Annotated in this window: 17 protein-coding genes and 1 pseudogene; 7 read left to right on the top strand and 11 right to left on the bottom strand. The window is 67.1% G+C overall.

Annotation, left to right across the window (positions count from 1 at the left end; all coding sequences use genetic code 11):
* Nucleotides 1–532, bottom strand: a pseudogene (locus AC3WMR_RS13140) (hypothetical protein); the annotation flags it as partial.
* An 86-nt stretch (nucleotides 533–618) separates the two neighbouring features.
* Nucleotides 619–1,284 carry a phosphoribosylglycinamide formyltransferase gene (gene purN / locus AC3WMR_RS13135; protein WP_025135877.1) on the bottom strand — a complete coding sequence of 222 codons (666 nt, stop codon included), beginning with the start codon at nucleotides 1,282–1,284 and terminating at the stop codon, nucleotides 619–621.
* Nucleotides 1,285–1,347: 63 nt separating this feature from the next.
* Here purN and AC3WMR_RS13130 point away from each other — a divergent pair, with 63 nt between their 5' ends.
* From AC3WMR_RS13130 to coaBC, 4 genes are all read left to right on the top strand, one after another.
* A complete protein-coding gene (locus tag AC3WMR_RS13130; RefSeq protein WP_492265368.1) occupies nucleotides 1,348–2,313 on the top strand; it encodes a bifunctional riboflavin kinase/FAD synthetase in 966 nt (321 codons plus the stop codon).
* On the top strand, nucleotides 2,303–5,164 hold the full coding sequence (gene ileS / locus AC3WMR_RS13125) for an isoleucine--tRNA ligase (protein WP_492265367.1): 2,862 nt from the start codon (nucleotides 2,303–2,305) through the stop codon (nucleotides 5,162–5,164). Before AC3WMR_RS13130 ends, ileS begins: the two co-directional genes overlap by 11 nt.
* Before the next feature lie 2 nt (nucleotides 5,165–5,166).
* On the top strand, nucleotides 5,167–5,697 hold the full coding sequence (lspA, locus tag AC3WMR_RS13120; protein WP_492265366.1) for a signal peptidase II: 531 nt from the start codon (nucleotides 5,167–5,169) through the stop codon (nucleotides 5,695–5,697).
* 183 nt (nucleotides 5,698–5,880) lie between these two features.
* On the top strand, nucleotides 5,881–7,077 hold the full coding sequence (gene coaBC / locus AC3WMR_RS13115; RefSeq protein ID WP_492265365.1) for a bifunctional phosphopantothenoylcysteine decarboxylase/phosphopantothenate--cysteine ligase CoaBC: 1,197 nt from the start codon (nucleotides 5,881–5,883) through the stop codon (nucleotides 7,075–7,077).
* Between the two features lie 115 nt (nucleotides 7,078–7,192).
* Here the strand turns inward: coaBC and AC3WMR_RS13110 are convergent, their stop codons facing one another.
* The 4 genes from AC3WMR_RS13110 to AC3WMR_RS13095 form a co-directional block, all read right to left on the bottom strand.
* Complete coding sequence (locus tag AC3WMR_RS13110; RefSeq protein ID WP_492265364.1) at nucleotides 7,193–8,122, bottom strand: DUF1177 domain-containing protein; 930 nt, start codon at nucleotides 8,120–8,122, stop codon at nucleotides 7,193–7,195.
* The gene (pepE, locus tag AC3WMR_RS13105) at nucleotides 8,119–8,823 is read right to left on the bottom strand and encodes a dipeptidase PepE (protein WP_492265363.1); all 705 of its coding nucleotides are present in this window, start codon (nucleotides 8,821–8,823) and stop codon (nucleotides 8,119–8,121) included. The genes AC3WMR_RS13110 and pepE overlap by 4 nt, the downstream gene beginning before the upstream one ends.
* Before the next feature lie 88 nt (nucleotides 8,824–8,911).
* A complete protein-coding gene (locus AC3WMR_RS13100; protein ID WP_492265362.1) occupies nucleotides 8,912–9,679 on the bottom strand; it encodes an IclR family transcriptional regulator in 768 nt (255 codons plus the stop codon).
* Nucleotides 9,680–9,806: 127 nt separating this feature from the next.
* On the bottom strand, nucleotides 9,807–10,847 hold the full coding sequence (locus tag AC3WMR_RS13095; protein WP_492265361.1) for a metal-dependent hydrolase: 1,041 nt from the start codon (nucleotides 10,845–10,847) through the stop codon (nucleotides 9,807–9,809).
* 106 nt (nucleotides 10,848–10,953) lie between these two features.
* Here AC3WMR_RS13095 and AC3WMR_RS13090 point away from each other — a divergent pair, with 106 nt between their 5' ends.
* The 3 genes from AC3WMR_RS13090 to AC3WMR_RS13080 all read left to right on the top strand — a co-directional run bounded on the left by AC3WMR_RS13090 (nucleotide 10,954) and on the right by AC3WMR_RS13080 (nucleotide 12,928).
* Nucleotides 10,954–11,592, top strand: coding sequence for a DedA family protein (locus tag AC3WMR_RS13090; RefSeq protein ID WP_025135868.1), 639 nt, complete (start codon nucleotides 10,954–10,956; stop codon nucleotides 11,590–11,592).
* 39 nt (nucleotides 11,593–11,631) lie between these two features.
* Nucleotides 11,632–12,177: a hypothetical protein gene (locus tag AC3WMR_RS13085; RefSeq protein ID WP_492265360.1), complete on the top strand. Its 546-nt coding sequence runs from the start codon at nucleotides 11,632–11,634 to the stop codon at nucleotides 12,175–12,177.
* A 64-nt stretch (nucleotides 12,178–12,241) separates the two neighbouring features.
* Nucleotides 12,242–12,928, top strand: coding sequence for a dUTP diphosphatase (locus AC3WMR_RS13080; protein ID WP_492265359.1), 687 nt, complete (start codon nucleotides 12,242–12,244; stop codon nucleotides 12,926–12,928).
* A gap of 118 nt (nucleotides 12,929–13,046) precedes the next feature.
* On the opposite strand, the gene AC3WMR_RS13075 is transcribed toward AC3WMR_RS13080, so the two are convergent.
* From AC3WMR_RS13075 to ehuB, 5 genes are all read right to left on the bottom strand, one after another.
* Nucleotides 13,047–14,159 (bottom strand): NADH:flavin oxidoreductase/NADH oxidase, encoded by a 1,113-nt coding sequence (locus AC3WMR_RS13075; RefSeq protein ID WP_492265358.1) that lies wholly within the window; start codon nucleotides 14,157–14,159, stop codon nucleotides 13,047–13,049.
* A gap of 195 nt (nucleotides 14,160–14,354) precedes the next feature.
* Nucleotides 14,355–15,125, bottom strand: coding sequence for an ectoine/hydroxyectoine ABC transporter ATP-binding protein EhuA (gene ehuA / locus AC3WMR_RS13070; RefSeq protein ID WP_492265357.1), 771 nt, complete (start codon nucleotides 15,123–15,125; stop codon nucleotides 14,355–14,357).
* Nucleotides 15,122–15,793: an ectoine/hydroxyectoine ABC transporter permease subunit EhuD gene (gene ehuD, locus AC3WMR_RS13065; RefSeq protein WP_492265356.1), complete on the bottom strand. Its 672-nt coding sequence runs from the start codon at nucleotides 15,791–15,793 to the stop codon at nucleotides 15,122–15,124. The genes ehuA and ehuD overlap by 4 nt, the downstream gene beginning before the upstream one ends.
* A complete protein-coding gene (gene ehuC, locus AC3WMR_RS13060; RefSeq protein ID WP_492265355.1) occupies nucleotides 15,790–16,443 on the bottom strand; it encodes an ectoine/hydroxyectoine ABC transporter permease subunit EhuC in 654 nt (217 codons plus the stop codon). Before ehuC ends, ehuD begins: the two co-directional genes overlap by 4 nt.
* Before the next feature lie 9 nt (nucleotides 16,444–16,452).
* Nucleotides 16,453–17,358: an ectoine/hydroxyectoine ABC transporter substrate-binding protein EhuB gene (gene ehuB, locus AC3WMR_RS13055; protein ID WP_492265354.1), complete on the bottom strand. Its 906-nt coding sequence runs from the start codon at nucleotides 17,356–17,358 to the stop codon at nucleotides 16,453–16,455.
* Between the last annotated feature and the right edge of the window lie 86 nt (nucleotides 17,359–17,444).

Genomic DNA, 17,444 nt, shown 5'->3' with positions numbered 1-17,444 from the left:
CCGGACGGCCCTGGCCTTCGCGGCGGTCCGAACCGAAGGAACCGCGTTCACCGCCACGGCTGTCGCCACGCGGGCCGCCGTAGGACGGGCGGGAATCCGGACGACCCTGGCCTTCGCGGCGGTCCGAACCGAAGGAACCACGTTCGCCGCCACGGCTGTCGCCACGCGGGGCGTCATAAGATGGGCGCGGCGTCGGACGCCCCTGCCCTTCCCGGCGTTCGGAACCGAAGGAACCCCGTTGGCCGCCCCGGTTGTCGCCACGCGGGGCGTCATAGGAGGGACGAGGGGCCGGACGACTTTGGCCTTCGCGACGCTCGGCGCCGGAACTGCCGCGTTCTTCGCGGCGCTCGGAACCGAACGAGCCGCGATCTTCGCGCCCGCCGGCGCGTTCGTCACGCGGCGCGCGTTCGCGCGGGGCGGCGTCGCGGGACTCGCCCTTGGGACGCGAGAAGAAAGACCGACCGTCGCGGCCTTCGGCGGCTGCCCTCGGGGCGCCGGCCGGACGGGAACGCGGAGATTGGGGTTTGCTCATGGTGTATTCCAGTGGGGCGCAGGGATTGCGCCCGATAAATGCGATTCAGGGCCGCCGGGCGGCCCGCGGTGCGTAAGGGTCGCGGCTCAGGCCGCCGCAGACCAGGTGAACAGGCGGTCGGGATCGCCCTGCACGTCCACCCGGTGGTCGGTTGTCAGGGTAACCCGGCCTTCGGCCAGCCAGCGCACGGCGGCGGGAAAAGCCTGATGTTCTACCTCGAGCACGCGGTTGGCCAGCAATTCCGGGGTGTCGCCGGCCAGGACCGGCACACAGCCCTGGGCGATGATCGGGCCGTGATCCAGCACGGGGGTGACGAAATGCACGGTACAGCCGTGCACCCGCACGCCGGTAGCCAGGGCCTGGGCGTGGGTATGCAACCCGGGGAATGCCGGCAGCAGCGACGGGTGGATGTTGACGAGCCGGCCGGCAAAGCGATTGACGAAACCGGGCGTCAGGACCCGCATGAAGCCGGCCAGGATGACGAAATCGGGTTCGTGCAGGTCGATTTCAGCGGCCAGGGCGGCGTCGAACGCTTCGCGGCTGGCGTAGTCCTTGTGATACAGGGCGGCCGTGGCAATGCCCTGCTCGGCGGCCCATTCCAGGCCGCCGGCATCCGGCCGGCTGGCGATGACGGCCGCGATGCGGGCGGGCCAGCCCTGCTCGCGGCAGGCCTGGACCAGCGCCTGCATATTGCTGCCGCGCCCTGAGATCAGGATGACGATGCGGCGCTGTGTAGTAGATGTTTCCGGCAAGATGACCAATCCAAATTGGGGATGTCGAACAATCCCGTAATCCAAAATTGTAAACTCTCGTTCGTGAAACCACCGCTGCGTATCTACCGATCCCTTCCTCCGCCCGCTCAGCGCGCCCCTTGCGCGCTGACCATCGGCAATTTCGACGGCGTCCACCGTGGCCATCAGGCCATGCTGGCGCGCGTCTGCCAGGTGGCCCGCGAGCGTGCGCTGACCCCGGCCGTCATGACGTTCGAGCCGCATCCCCGCGAGTACTTCGCCACGCTGAACCACCGCCCGGAACTGGCGCCCACGCGCATTTCCGGCCTGCGTGACAAGCTGGCGGCGCTGGCGCGCTACGGCGTTTCCCAGGTCGTGGTCGAACGCTTCAATGCCCGCCTCGCCGAAATGTCGGCCAATGCGTTCATCGAGAACCTGCTGGTGGGGGGGCTGAATGCCAAGTGGCTGCTGGTGGGCGAAGACTTCCGTTTCGGCCACAAGCGCAGCGGCGACATCGACCTGCTGCGCGAAGCCGGCCTGCGCCATGGCTTCGAGGTCCAGACCCTGGCCGACGTGACCGACCGCCATGGTCACCGCATTTCCAGTTCGGAAGTGCGCACCGCGCTGGCCGTCGGCGACCTGGACCGGGCCCGCCACCTGCTGGGCCATCCTTACCATATCAGCGGCCACGTGATCCACGGCCAGAAGCTGGGCCGCACCCTGGGCTTTCCGACCATGAACCTGAGGGTGGCCGAGCGCTGCGCGGCCCGTTCCGGCATCTACGTGGTGCAGGTATACGGCCTGGGCGACCGCGCCCTGCCGGCCGTGGCCAGCCTGGGCGTGCGCCCCACGGTCGAAGACCGCGGCCGCGTGCTGCTTGAGTCACACCTGCTCGACGAGACCGTCAACGCATACGGTAAACTCGTGCGTATCGAATTCCTGCACAAGTTGCGGGACGAAGAAAAATTTCCTGACCTCCCTTCCCTGACTGCCGCCATCGCCGAAGACGCGCGAAACGCGCGCGCCTATTTTGCCGTTCATGGACTATAAAAAGACCCTCAACCTGCCCGATACCCCCTTCCCCATGCGGGGCGACCTCGCCAAACGCGAGCCCGCCTGGATTGCGCAGTGGGAGGAAAACCACGTCTACCAGGCGATCCGCGCCGCCAGCAAGGGGCGTCCGCGCTTCGTGCTGCACGACGGCCCGCCCTATGCGAACGGCGACATCCACATCGGCCATGCGGTCAACAAGATCCTGAAGGACATCATCGTCAAGAGCCGCAACATGGCCGGCTACGACGCGCACTACGTGCCGGGCTGGGATTGCCACGGCATGCCGATCGAAATCCAGATCGAGAAGAAATACGGCAAGCACCTGCCGGTGGCCGAAGTGCAGTCCAAGGCCCGCGCCTACGCGCTCGAGCAGATCGACCGCCAGCGCAAGGACTTCAAGCGCCTGGGCGTGCTGGGCGGCTGGGATCGTCCCTACATGACGATGAACTTCAGCAATGAAGCCGACGAAATCCGCGCGCTGGGCAGCATCCTGGACAAGGGTTACGTGTTCCGCGGCCTGAAGCCCGTGAACTGGTGTTTCGACTGTGGCTCGGCGCTGGCCGAAGCCGAAGTCGAATACGCCGACCGCGTCGACCCGGCGGTGGACGTGGCCTTCCCGTTCGCCGAACCGGCCAAGCTGGCCCAGGCTTTCGGCCTGGACGCTGTGGACGACGGCGCCATCGTCATCTGGACCACCACGCCCTGGACCATCCCGTCCAACCAGGCCCTGAACGTGCACCCGGAAATCGAATACGCGCTGGTGCGCGTGTCGCCCGTGCCCAAGTTCGGTCCGCTGCTGCTGGTGGCGCGCGAACGCGTCGAAGCCTGCCTGAAGTCGTGGGGCCTGGAAGGCGAAGTCATCGCCACCGCCCCGGGCGCTGCGCTGTCGGGCATCGAATTCCGCCATCCGCTGGCCCGATTCGAAGCCGCCTACGACCGCAAGTCGCCCGTCTACCTGGGCGACTACGTCACGGCCGACTCGGGCACCGGCGTGGTGCACTCGGCCCCCGCCTACGGTATCGAAGACTTCATCTCGTGCAAGGCGCACGGCATGAAAGACACCGACTTCATCAGCCCGGTCATGGGCGACGGCAAGTACGCCGAGAGCCTGGCGCTGTTCGGCGGCCTGTCCATCTGGGATGCCAACCCCAAGATCGTCGAGGCCCTGACCGAAGCCGGCGCGCTGATGCACGTGGAAAAGCACAAGCACAGCTACATGCACTGCTGGCGCCACAAGACGCCCATCATCTACCGCGCCACCAGCCAATGGTTCGCCGGCATGGACGTAGCCCCGAAAGACGGCGGCCCGACCCTGCGCGAATCGGCGCTGGCCGGTATCGACGCCACGGCCTTCTACCCGGCCTGGGGCCGCGCCCGCCTGCACGCCATGATCGCCAACCGTCCGGACTGGACCCTGTCGCGCCAGCGCCAGTGGGGCGTGCCGATGGCGTTCTTCGTGCACAAGGAAACCGGCGAGTTGCATCCGCGCACATCCGAGCTGCTTGAGCAGGTCGCGCAGCGCGTCGAGCAAGGCGGCATCGAGGCCTGGCAGGCGCTGGATCCGCGCGAACTGCTCGGCGACGAAGCCGACCAATACGAAAAGAACCGCGACACGCTGGACGTCTGGTTCGATTCCGGCAGCACCCACGCCACCGTGCTGGGCGGCAAGGACCACGCCTTCGCCGGCTCGCACGGCGCTGAACTCGCCTGGCCCGCCGACCTGTACCTGGAAGGCTCGGACCAGCATCGCGGCTGGTTCCATTCGTCCTTGCTGACCGGCTGCATGCTGTATGGCCAACCGCCCTACAAGGCCCTGCTCACGCACGGCTTCGTGGTGGACGGCCAGGGCCGCAAGATGAGCAAGTCGGTCGGCAACGTGATCGCCCCGCAAAAGGTGTCCGACTCGCTGGGCGCGGAAATCCTGCGCCTGTGGGTGGCTTCCACCGATTATTCGGGCGAACTGTCGATTTCCGACGAGATCCTCAAGCGCGTGGTCGAAGGCTACCGCCGCATCCGCAACACGCTGCGCTTCCTGCTGGCCAACCTGGCCGACTTCGACGCCGTGTCGCAAGCCGTGCCTTATGGCGACCTGTTCGAGATCGACCGCTACGCGCTGGCCATGACCGCGCAGATGCAGGCCGAAGTCCAGGCCAACTACGAACGCTACGACTTCCACCCGGCGGTGTCGCGCCTGCAGACGTTCTGCTCGGAAGACCTGGGCGCGTTCTACCTGGACATCCTGAAAGACCGCCTGTATACCTCGGCTGTTGGCAGCGTGGCCCGCCGTTCGGCCCAGACCGCCCTGCTGGACATCACCCAGACGCTGCTCAAGCTGATGGCCCCGATCCTGTCGTTCACGGCCGAAGAAGCCTGGAAGGAACTGGTGACCTCGGCTCTGAAGCACCAGGCCGACGCGGCCCGCGTGACCATCTTCACCGAGGTCTACCACGCGCTGCCGCCGTTCGCCGATGCCGATGCCCTGACCGCCAAGTGGACGCGCCTGCGCGCCATTCGCGCCGAGGTCCAGCGCAAGCTGGAAGAAGTGCGCACGGCCGGTGACATCGGTTCGTCGCTGCAGGCCGAAGTGGACCTGTACGCCAACGGCGAAGACCAGCAACTGCTGGCCAGCCTGGGCGACGACCTGCGCTTCGTGCTGATCGTCTCGCGCGCCACCGTGCACGCCGGCGAAGGCGAAACCCGCATCCAGGTCACGCCGTCGACGCACAAGAAGTGCGAACGCTGCTGGCACTGGCGCCTGGACGTGGGCCAGGATCCGGACCATCCCGAGATCTGCGGCCGCTGCGTGTCCAACCTGTTCGGCTCGGGCGAAGCCCGCGACAAGGCCTGAGCATGGCCGGCCCCGCCCCGCAAGGCGCCAACGCGTCCGCGGTCGCCAGCGCGCCCCCCGCCAAGGTGGGCCGCTGGCTGGCCATCGCCCTGGCGATCATCGTGCTGGACCAGCTGACCAAGGTGTACTTCAACACCTCGTACCAGTACGGCGAACGCCTGAACCTGCTGCCGTTCTTCGACTTCACGCTGCTGTACAACCGCGGCGCGGCGTTCAGCTTCCTGGCGTCCGAAGAGGGCTGGCAGCGCTGGTTGTTCACTGCGCTGGGCATCGTGGCCGCCGTGGTCATCACCGTGATCCTGCGCCGCACCCGCGGCCAGCCGCGGTTCTGCCTGGCCCTGACGCTGATCCTGGGTGGCGCCATCGGCAACGTGATCGACCGCGTGGTCTATGGCCACGTGGTGGACTTCCTGCTGTTTTATTGGCGCGACTGGTACTTCCCTGCCTTCAACCTGGCGGACGTGGGCATCAGCTGCGGTGCAGTACTGCTGGTGCTGGACGAACTGCTGCGGGCGCGCAAGCCGCGGGCCTGATTTTTCATCCTCGACCTGCCCGAAAAACCCGGCCCCTGGCCGGGTTTTTTTCTTTGGTCTTGTCTTGGGTTTTGTCCTGTTTGACGCCCCCTATCGGCATGGCGAACGGCGCAATACCGCAATGCAGAATAAAATCATTGTCCGTTCCTTGATTTGACGGCGCTTGCCCGCCGTCCGACCCTCATGCTCGACCTCGCCCGCAAACGCATCGTCCTCGGCCTGACCGGGGGCATCGCCTGCTACAAAATCGCCGAGCTGGTGCGGCGCATGACCGAACAAGGCGCCACCGTCGATGTGGTAATGACCGAAGCGGCCACGCACTTCATCACCCCCGTCACCATGCAGGCCCTGTCCGGCCGCCCGGTGTTCGTGGATGCATGGGACCCGCGCGTGCCCAACAACATGGCGCACATTGACCTGACGCGCGGCGCCGACGCCGTGCTGATCGCCCCCGCCAGCACCGACTTCATGGCCAAGCTGGCGCACGGCATGGCCGACGACCTGCTGTCCACCCTGTGCGTGGCGCGCGCCTGCCCCCTGCTGGTGGCCCCCGCCATGAACCGCGAAATGTGGGCCAACCCGGCCACCCAGCGCAACGTGGCGCAGCTGCGCGCCGACGGCATCAGCGTGCTGGGACCGTCCGCGGGCGAACAGGCCTGTGGCGAAACGGGCGACGGGCGCATGCTGGAAGCGCATGAAATCCTGACTGACCTGATCGCCTTCTTCCAGCCCAAGCTGCTGGCCGGCCGCCACGTGCTGCTGACCGCCGGCCCCACGTCCGAGCCCGTGGACCCGGTGCGCGTGCTGAGCAACCGCTCGTCGGGCAAGACCGGCTACGCGCTGGCCCGCGCCGCGCGCGAAGCTGGCGCCCGCGTCACCCTCATCACCGGCGCCACCGCCCTCGCCGTGCCGCGCGGCGTTACCGCGCTGTCGGTCACCACCGCTCGCCAGATGCACGATGCCGTGATGGCCAGCGCCACCGACGCCGACATCTTCATCGCGGTCGCCGCGGTGGCCGACTGGCGCGTGAAAAACGTCAGCGCGCAAAAGCTCAAGAAAACCAGCGAAGGCGGCGGCGCGCCGCTGATGGAATTCGAGCCCAACCCCGACATTCTGGCCGAAGTGGCCAAGCTGAAAGATGGCCCCTGGTGCGTCGGCTTTGCCGCCGAAACCGAAAAGCTGGCCGAACACGCCGAGGCCAAGCGCGCACGCAAGGGCATTCCGCTCTTGGTCGGCAACCTGGCGCACAAAGTCATGGACGCCGACACCACCGAGCTGGTGCTGTTCGACGCTCAGGGCGCACATCCGCTGCCGGCCGCCGACAAGCTCGATGCCGCCCGCCGCCTGATTGCCGAGATTGCCGCGCGACTGCCGACCTGAACGCTTGCCACCGCACGGCGGGCCGCATCAGTCCCGCCAAAAAAAACGCCAGACGGACGTCTGGCGTTTTTGCTGGGCGCGGCAGAGGTGCCATGCCTGTTGTGCGCCCCTGGGCTTATTGTGCAGCCTTGGGGTCGACGCCGGTGGTCTGCAACCGCGCCAGCGAGCCGTAGCGACTTTGCAGCGCGCTCCATTCGGCCGCGTCGACGAACGTCATGGCGCCCTGACCGAACAGCTTGGCGATTTCGATACAGAAGCGCATGGCGACATCGGCATCCACGGCGTTCGTCACGCCCGTGGCGCAGCCAGGCACGGCGGTCTGCGCCGTCAGCGCCACGCCAACGACGGGCGCGTCGGTGGCGATGGTGGGCTGCATCAGCGAATTGACGTGCGAGAGGCCGTTTTCATAGGGCGTGATGTCCTGTGTGGTGAGCGGCAGCGTCAGCGGCAGTTCACCGCTGACCCAGCCCATGACGTCCAGCATGGTTTCCGGAATGCGCAGCAGATAGCCCTGCTTGGCCACCGGCGTCAGCGCCACGCCACGTTGGTTCACCAGGCGGTTGCCGCGCGTGGTGTCGACCGAAAGAATGGCGTCCATGCGCGGGTCCACTTCATGGGACATCATTTCGCGCATGGGGAACGGCGACTTCATCATCGGCACCGGATGGTGCGGCCGGGTGCCGGCGCGCGGGCAGATGTGGGTACGGATGCGAACGGTGCCAGGCAGCACGTCGCCCTGGCGCGCCATGGCCATCAGCTTGAGCGCGGCGGCAATCGCGACCACGGCGCCGTCGCTGTCCGACACCAGGCCGGTGACGGCCGGGCGTGCGCCGATGCCGCCCAGGCGACCGATGATGCCCAACTGCGGGGCAGCGTCATCCGCGCCCGGGATGATGATGGACAGGAACTCGGTGGCCGCGCCGTCACGTTCAAGCCGGGTCACGTCGACCTGGCAATTGCCGGCCGCGCGCAGGTGCTGCGCCACCGCTTCGCCCGTGATGTGGGCCGAGGACAGCAGCTCGATGGTGTCGATGACTTGTTTCATGCGGGAATCTCCAGCGGACCGGGGCGGAACACGCGCGGTTCGGCCTGACCCAGGAACAGCGGCGCATCGTGCGGACCGATCAGCGCCACGGCCTGGCCACGCACGCGCAGCGCCGCGCCTTCCGGCAAGCCCAGCACCGGCATGGTGGGATTCAGCGTGCAGAATTCAGCCAGACGCTGCGCACGCGTTTCGCCGCGATGTCCAGGAGGGTGGGCGTTGGTGTAGTGCGGATTGATCTGGAACGACAGCAGGCCCAGCGCGTCGAAGCCTTCGGGGTCGGTGATGGGCATGTCGTTGGTGGTGCAGATGCTGGGGCACGCCATGTTCGAGCCTGCGCTCCAGCCCAGGTAGGCGGCGCCTTCGCGCACGCGGCGCGCCACCACGTCGAGCAGGCCCTGGCGGCGCAACTGGCCCAGCAGGTTGAAGGTGTTGCCGCCGCCCACGATGATGACCGCGGCCTCTTCCAGCGCGGCCAGGGGGTCGGCGGCGCGATGCAGTCCCTGGATGTCCAGGCCCGTATCGGCCAGCGCCGAGACCACCAGCGAGGTGTAGTCGTCCCAGTTGCGGGTCACGCCCGCGAACGGCACGAATACGGCCTTGGCGCCGGCCGGCAGCGCTTCGATCAGTTCACGGATGTCGGGCAATGCATGCACCAGATAGCCGGCGTCGCTGCTGGAATTGCTGAGAAGCAGAAGGTTCATGAGACGGGTTCCTTGGAATCGGTAAGTCGGATGCCACGCGGGCGCGGCCAGGATGCGGGAATGTCGGTCAAGGGAATCAGGCCAGGCATCAGCCCAGCCAATAGGGATCGTTCAATTCGCGGCCCAACGCCGCGACCTGCTGCGTCAGGGATTCGCGCAGGGCAGTCACCCGGGCGGCGTCGGCCTGGAACGACACGAACGACAGGCACAGGCCGCGCAGTTCGCCGGAGGCCGGATCACGCACGGCCGCGGCCACGGCCCCGATGCCCGGCATGGCCTGGTCGATGGCGACGCCGTAATGGTCGGCACGGACTTGCGCGACGCGTCGGGCCAGCTCGCCCACGGTAACCGGGCAATCCTTGCCCTCGACCGGCAGGGGCGAAGACGGGTCGGTGCCATACAGGGCATCGAACTCGGCCTGGGTCAGCCGCGACAGCAGCGCGCGGCCCATCGCCGTGCCGGACGCGGCGCGCCGCGACCCCGGCGGCGCCAGCACTTGCACCGGCTGCGAGCCGTTCAAGCGCTGCAGCACCACGGTTTCGCGCTGGTTCAAGGTGGACAGATAGGCGGTGAGGCCGCTGTCGTTGGATAGTCGGGCCAGCACTTTGCGACAGGCCTCGTCCAGCGGCGTGGCATGTTGGCCGGCGCGCACCGCTTGCGTCAGCATGACGCCCGGGCGATAGCGGCGCGTGGCGGCGTCCTGATCCAGCAGGCCGTAGTGCTGCATCTGGTTCAACAACCGGGAGGCAGAGCTTTTCGGCATGGACAAGCGCTGGGCCACGTCGGTAAAGCTCAATGGCGCCGCGCCTTCGGCATAGAGCGACAGGACGCGTTGGACGCCGTCTAGAATACTCATCAGTGTTCCACAAAACGGAACTACAGTTCCTTAATAGGGAACAAGCATAATCCAGCGCAACGCAAAACAAAAGCCCCTCGCCGGCGCGCCGGGGCTTTCGACGGGGGACCCGCGGGTACAGCAGACGCTAAGGCGCCGCCTTTTCCGCCCACTGTGCCAGCGGCAGCGGCGGCTGGGCGTGCAGGATGCGGGCCAGCACGAGTTTCAATTCGGCCCAACCGCCCCGCTCGCCCGGCCAACTGGACGGGGTGACCGCGCGCCAGGCGCCATCGGGGCCGCGCTCGGCCATCTTGAAGCGGAAGTTGTAGTGGCCCGCCATGCCCATGCGCAGGTCCGTCACCACCAGCGCATCGTCCATCACGTCGTAGCGCAGCCAGTCGTCGGTGAACCAGCGCAGCCGCTCGTGCAGCGGCACGCCGGCCAGCGCCTGGCCCACGTCCAGATTGAGCGGCTGGCGCAGGGATTCCGGCGGATCCCGATCAAACCAGCTGCTGACGGCCTCGTAGTAGTGGCCATCGGGCGTCTTGGCGATGACGCGCCACAGCAGCGTGTTCAGTGGCATGGGCATCGCCCGCAACTCGGTCACGGCGATGCCCTGCGCCTGCATCGCATCGCGCACCCGGTGTTCGGCGGCAATGCGGCCTGCCAAGCCGACACCCAGGTAGGCCGTGCTGAACACCAGCGCACCGGCCAGGAAGCGGCGCGCGTTGCGCGTCATGCCGACCGCTGCGGCGTATACCGCAGCCAGCAACAAGGGCACGGTGTAGACGGGGTCGATGATGAAGATCGCCGACCAGCTTTCGGGTATGGACGGTATCGGCCAGAACAACTGCGTGCCATAGACGGTGAAGGCGTCCAGAAGCGGATGCGTCACCAGCACCAGCCATAAAGTCAGGAACAGGCGCCCGCCGCTGTACTGCGCCTGGGGCCAATACTTGCGTATCAACCAAGTCAGCAGCGCCGCCAGCCCCGTCAGGACGAAGATCGAATGCGAGAAGCCGCGGTGGTAGGTCATCAGCGACACGGGGTCGGGATAGCGCATCAGCACATCCAGATCCGGCACGGTCGCCAGCGCGGCGCCATAGAACAGCGCCCGGCGCCCCTGCACGCGCCCCAGCAGCGCCCCCTGTATGCCCGCGCCCAGCACGGCCTGTGTAACCGAATCCATAGAACTCCGACGATAGCCTTCCGGTGGACCGCCATTTTCACCCGCCGTCCACAACGCAGGCGTTAAGATACCCGATTGCATTCAGCTAATTTTCAACTTCGACCCCATGGACCACTATATCGACAAGATCGGCCTGCTGATCGAAACCAACCAGGCCTGGGCCGGCCCGATCACCTTCCTGCTGACGCTGGGCGAATCGATGGTGCTGCTGGGCCTGTTCATCCCCGCCACCGCCCTGATGCTGCTGACCGGCGGCCTGATCGGCGCGGGCACGCTGGACCTCTGGAGCATCCTGGCCTGGGGCATCGCTGGCGCCATCGTGGGCGACGCCCTGTCGTACGCGCTGGGCCGCTGGGCCGGCCCGACCGTGCTGCGCCGCTGGCCGCTCAAGCAGCAGCGCACCGCCGTGGCCCGCGCCCGGCTGTTCTTCTACCGCTACGGTTTTGCCTCGGTGCTGATCGGCCGTTTCCTGGGTCCTATCCGCTCGACCATCCCGACGGTGGCCGGCGTGATGGGCATGGCCCACGGCCGCTTCCAGCTGGCCAACGTGGCATCGGCCGTGCTGTGGATGCCATTGATGCTGGCACCGGGCTACATCACGGCGCGCAGCCTGGGCGCGGCCGAAAATGCACAACAGATCGCCATGATGATCGGCGCGGGCTTCTCGGTACTGCTAGGATTCGGGCTTCTGGTCGCGATGATGCGCAAACGCCGGCAGCCGGCGCGCGCGCGCCGCGGCAACTAGGGCCCTGGCAATCGTCATCAGGCCCGCCCGGAGAAGAACATGGCAATAGATATGGAGCCGAAAAACGGCGACTTCGCGCGCTACGTCGAAAACCTGTCGCGCGCCGGCGGCGCCTCGCCTGGCCGCGTGCCCGACAAGGCTGAAACCCGCCGCCAGGCCAGCGCGCCAGTCGCCGTGCCTACGCCCCCGCCGGCCGGTTCCACCAAGGATTCGCTGTACGACCTGACTTGGGGCAAATCCGCGCCCCCGCCGCTGCAATCGCGCCGCGCCGAACCCGCGCCGCTGGTGGGCGTGCCCGGCCAGGAAGACGCCGCCGCAGTGTCCATGGCCAAGCGCGCGCGCCAGCGCAAGCTGGGCATCTTCCTGACCATCGCCGGGGCCATCGCCGGCTGGGCCGCGGTCAACATCGCGTTCAAGGCGCTGCGCTCGCCGCACTTCGACCTGGACGAGCTGATGCCGGCCGTGTTCCTGGCGTTCTTCGCGTTCATGCTTTTCAAGGCCGCCAGCGGCGCCCGCGATCCGCGCAAGCAGCCGCTGGGCAAGCTGCCGCCGCTCAAGACCACGTCGTACCGCAAGGACGGCTGAACGCTGGCGGCGCCTGGCATCCCACGCAATGGTGCTAACATTTCCGCCGCCGTCGAAAGACCCCATGAATACCGGAGTGAAAGTGAATAACGTTGTCGGATTGAACCAGGCCCAGGCGGCCACGATGCTGAAGCTGCAAGGCGACTTGAACAGCATGATCAATCCGGACTGGGTCAATGGCGGTGCCCGGTTCCTGCGCGCCGCCTTCGTCGAATCGGCCGAGGCGCTCGAGCACTACGGCTGGAAGTGGTGGAAGAAGCAGACCATCGACCTGCCCCAGGTGCAGATGGAACTGGTCGACATCCTGCATTTCTACCTGTCGCACACCATCGTGCAGTCCAAGGGCGACGTCAGCGCGGCCGCCGCCGCGCTGGTGGCCGACCTGGCCGGCCCGGCCTCGGTGACGCTGGATGGCAAGAGCTACGCGCTGGCCAGCCTGACGGTGCCGGAACTGCTGGAACTGATCGGCGGCCTGGCCGTCTGCGGCCGCGCCAGCTTCAAGCTGCTGGAACAGAGCATGACCGTCTGCGAAATGACCTGGAACGATGCCTACACCCAGTATGTGTCCAAGAACGTGCTGAACATCTTCCGCCAGCAACACGGCTACAAGGAAGGCACCTACATCAAGATCTGGAACGGCGAAGAAGACAACGTCGTGCTGGCCCGCCTGCTGTCGCAACACGATGCCTCGCAAGCCGGCTTTGCCGACCTGCTGCACCGCGATCTGGAAGCCGCCTACGCCAAGCTGTAAGGCTCGCGCGTCACCGCAAGGCCACAAGAAAAACGCCGCTTTGAAAAGCGGCGTTTTTCATGGCGCATCGGTCTGGGCGGGTGGCGGACTCGCGTACGTCGCCCGGCTGCTGCGGCGGCTAGCGCTGGCCGAAGCGCGTTTCGCCGAACAATTCCTTCTGCTCGCGCGGCTGCGACCGCCAGTACTGGCGCGGCGCGCTGACCTGGCCGCCCAGTTGCGCGGCCGCGTGCCACGGCCAGCGCGGGTCGTACAGCATGCCGCGGGCCAGGGCCACCATGTCGGCCTGGCCATTGGCCAGGATGTCCTCGGCTTGCTGCGCCTCGGTGATCAGGCCCACGGTGATGGTGGGCAGGCCGACCGCGCGCTTGATCGCGTCGGCGAACGGCACCTGGTAATTCGGACCCACCGGAATCTTCTGCTGCGACGACACGCCGCCGCTGGAGACGTCGATGAACTCGCCGCCCAGTTCCTTGATGCGCAGTGCAAAGGCCTGGGTCTGTTCCAGGTCCCAGCCGCCGTCGACCCAGTCGGTCGCCGACACGCGCACGCCCAGTGCCACCGACGCCGGGGTCACCTCACGCACCGCGCGGAAGACTTCCAGCGGAAAGCGCATGCGATTTTCCAGCGAGCCGCCGTATTCGTCGTCGCGCTGGTTGGCCAGGGGCGACAGGAACTGGTGCAGCAGGTAGCCGTGAGCGGCATGCAGCTCGATCGCATCGAAACCCAGGCGAATGGCGCGGCGGGCGCTGTCCACGAAGGCATCGCGCACCCGCGCCAGGCCGGCCGCGTCCAGCGCGCGCGGCGGCGGCTCGGACGCATTGTGGGCAATCGCCGATGGCGCCCAGCCCTGCCAGCCGCCCTGCTCGGGCGGCACCAGCTGGCCGCCTTCCCAGGGCGCATGGCTGGACGCCTTGCGGCCCGCATGGCCCAATTGAATGCCCAGCTTGATCGGCGAATAGCGCCGCACCGCCTGCACCACCCGGCCCAGCGCGGCCTCGGTCTCATCCGACCACAGCCCCAGGTCCCCCGGGGAAATACGGCCGTCGGCCTCGACCGCGGTCGCTTCGGTGAACAGCAGCGCCGCCCCCGACAGGGCCAGGTGGCCCAGGTGGATCATGTGCCAATCGGTGGCCCGGCCCTCGTCGGCCGAGTACTCGCACATGGGTGCGATGACGATGCGATTGACCAGGTCGACATTGCCGACTGACGTGGGACTGAACAGGTGACTCATGCAAGGAACTCCGGGCGAAGGACGCGGATGCACAGCATAGCGCCGCCCGGCGCGCGCGCCCGCAAATCCCAACGGCCGCAGCAGGGTTAAACGGCTGGGGGTGCTGACTGCGGGACACAGACGCATCAACGCCCTGGCTGCCCCGCGCGCTGGCGGACGAGGCAGGCGGCGCACGCCGCCTGCGGCCCGGCCGCGCTACTGGCCTTCGATGACGCTGTCCAGGAACTGGCGGGTGCGCGCCTCTTTGGGCGAGCTGAACAGTGTCTGCGACTCGGCGTCCTCGACGATGTTGCCCTCGTCGAAAAACAGGGTCCGGTCGGAGCTGCGCTCGGCGAATTTCATCTGGTGGGTGACGATGATCATCGTCATGCTGCGCCGGGCCGCCAGGTCGCGCAGGATCTGCAGGATGCCGCCCACCAGCTCCGGGTCCAGCGCCGACGTCACTTCGTCGAACAGCATGATCTCGGGGCACATGGCCAAGGCGCGGGCGATGCCGACACGCTGCTTCTGCCCACCCGACAACTGCGCCGGATAGACATCCAGCTTGTCGCCCAGCCCCACCATGTCCAGGTATTCCACGGCGCGCTCGCGGGCCTGGTCGCGCGACATGCCCAGCACGTGCACCGGCGCTTCCATGGTGTTGCCCAGCGCGGTCATGTGCGGGAACAGGTTGAAGTGCTGGAACACCATGCCGATCTTGCCGCGCACGCGCCGCAGATGTTCGGAATTGGGTCCGGCCGGACGGCCCTGCTCGTCGGTCCACATCGCCTGGCCATCGATCTCGATATCGCCGCTGCTGGGCCGATCCAGCGTCATCAGGACGCGCAGCAGGGTCGACTTGCCCGAACCGGACGGGCCGATCACCGCGACGGTCTGGCCGGCCGGGATCTCCAGGTTGATGCCGCGCAGCACCTCGAGTTCGCCGTAGCGCTTGTGCAGGTTCTTGATGGTGACGCTTGCGCTCATCGCTTTCCTCCGTATCGTTGCAGTCGGGCCTCCAGGCCACGCACGCCCCAGGCCGCGACCAGGCTGAGCACCAGGAACAGCACGCCGACCAGGGTCAGGGGCTCGGTGTAGCGGAAGGTGCTGGACCCGATCATCTTGCTTTGCTGCAGCAGTTCCACCACGGTGATGGCGGATAGCAGCGGCGTGTCCTTGAACATGGCCACCAGGTAATTGCCCAGCGCCGGCACCACCGGCGGAATCGCCTGCGGCAGCACCACGCCGACGGCGGTGCGCCAGGGCGACATGTTCAGGGCGCGGGCGGCTTCCAGCTGACCGCGCGGCACCGCCTCGATGCCGGCGCGGTAGACCTCGGCGCAATAGGTCGCGTAGTGCAGCCCCAGCGCCACGATCCCGGTCGCCAGCGGCGACATCTGCACCCCGGTCAACGGCATCACATAGAACAGGAAATACATCTGCACCAACAGCGGCGTGCTGCGCACGAACTCGATCACGAATGCCGTGGGCAGCGACACGATCGCCAGGCGCGAACGCCGCAGCAGGGCCAATGCCAGGCCCAGCGTCACGGCCACCAGCATGCCCAGCACGGTGGCCTGGATGGTGATGATCAACGCCGAGCCCAGGGTGGGCAGGATTTCCAGGGCGAAGGACCAGTCGAATATCGGTTTCATCGGACGCGGACCCTCCGTTCAAGCAGGCGCACGCCCGCGGTGATCAAGAGCGCCACCGCGAAGTACATCAGCAGCATCAGCGCAAAGATCTCGGTCGTGCGCAGGGTTTCGCTGCGCAGCAGCTGGCCGCGGAAGGTCAGGTCGGTGATGGTGATCAGCGACACCAGCGCGGTGTTCTTGAGCAGTTCGATCAGCAGGTTGCCGGCCGGCGGCAGCATGGCCGGAATGGCCTGCGGCACGACGATGCGGCGCATGATCTGGCCGCGCGTCAGGTTCAGCGCCACGCCCGCTTCGCGCTGGCCTGGCGGCACCGCGCGAATCGCACCGCGCACCACTTCCGCGCCGTAGGCGCCGGCGTTCAGGGCCAGCACCACGATGCCCACCAGCATGGCCGGCAGTTGCACGCCGAACAGCGGCAGCACGAAATAGAACCAGAACAGCTGCACCAGGGCCGACGTGCCGCGAAAGACCTCTACATAGATCGACGCCAGCCAGCGCACCGGCCGCAGGGTGGACAGGCGCCCGATGCCCGCGGCCAGCGCCAGGGGCACGGCCAGCACCACGGCGCCCGCCATGATTTCCAGCGTCACCGCCAGCCCTTCCAGCAACGGCGGCACCAGCTCGGCGATATGTTCGGATATGAGCTGCATCGGCGCCTCCTATTGGCCGGCGCAGAGCTTGGCGGCCGTGACGCCGTTGGGCAATTCCTGCGGCGTAAAGCCAAACGGCGCCACCAGTTGCTTGTGCTCTTCGGTGCCGATGAACTTGGCCAGCTCGGCGTTGAAGGCATCGGCAAAAGCCTTGTCGTCGGGGCGGAAGGCATAGGCGCCATAACCGCGCACGCCCTTGCCATCGATCACCGGGTCGGTGAACGGATCGGCCTTTTCCAGGCCGCTGCCGGCATCGGTCTTGCCCATCAGGTCGTTGATGGTCAGGGCGGTTGCCGCATAGGCATCCGCGCGGCCCGCCTGCACGCCGGACAGCGCGCTGACCGCATCGGGAAACACCACCATCTGGCCCGGCGGCACCTTGACCTTGGACGCATACTCGGACTCGATGGCGCCCACCACTACGCCCAGCTTGGCGTCGGGGTTCTTCACCACGTCTTCGTAGCTATGCAGGTTCTTGGGGTTGCCCTGCTTGACCAGGAAAGCCTGGCCCACGCCATAGGTCGGGTCGGAAAACGCCACCTGGCCGCAGCGTTCGGGCGTCACGTACATGCCCGCCGCGATGATGTCGAAACGCTTGGCCTGCAGGCCCGGGATCAGCGAACCAAACTCGGTCAGTACCCCCTCGACCTCGTTGATGCCCATGCGCTTGAGCACCACCCGCGCGATTTCCACGGATTCACCGGTGACCTTGGCCTCTTTGCTATCCATGAAGGCGAACGGCGCCTCGTTGGCATAGCCGATGCGGATCTTGCCGGCCGCCTTGGCAGCCTCCAGCGTGTTGGCCGCAGCAGGCGCGTTGCCGGCCGCGGCCTTGTCGCCGCCGGAATCGGAGCACGCGGCCAACAGGCCCAGGCTCAGGGCCAACAGCAGGCGGCGGGGGGTTCGCAGGGTCATGGTCTTTTTCTCCCGAATTTATTTCTAGGTACATGGCTTCGCTAAAAATGATACGACATTAAATCATTTCACCTCTAATGATATGG

It is taken from the genome of Achromobacter sp. FW305-C-28 (assembly GCF_058783235.1).
This window is presented reverse-complemented; position numbering and strand designations above follow the sequence as displayed.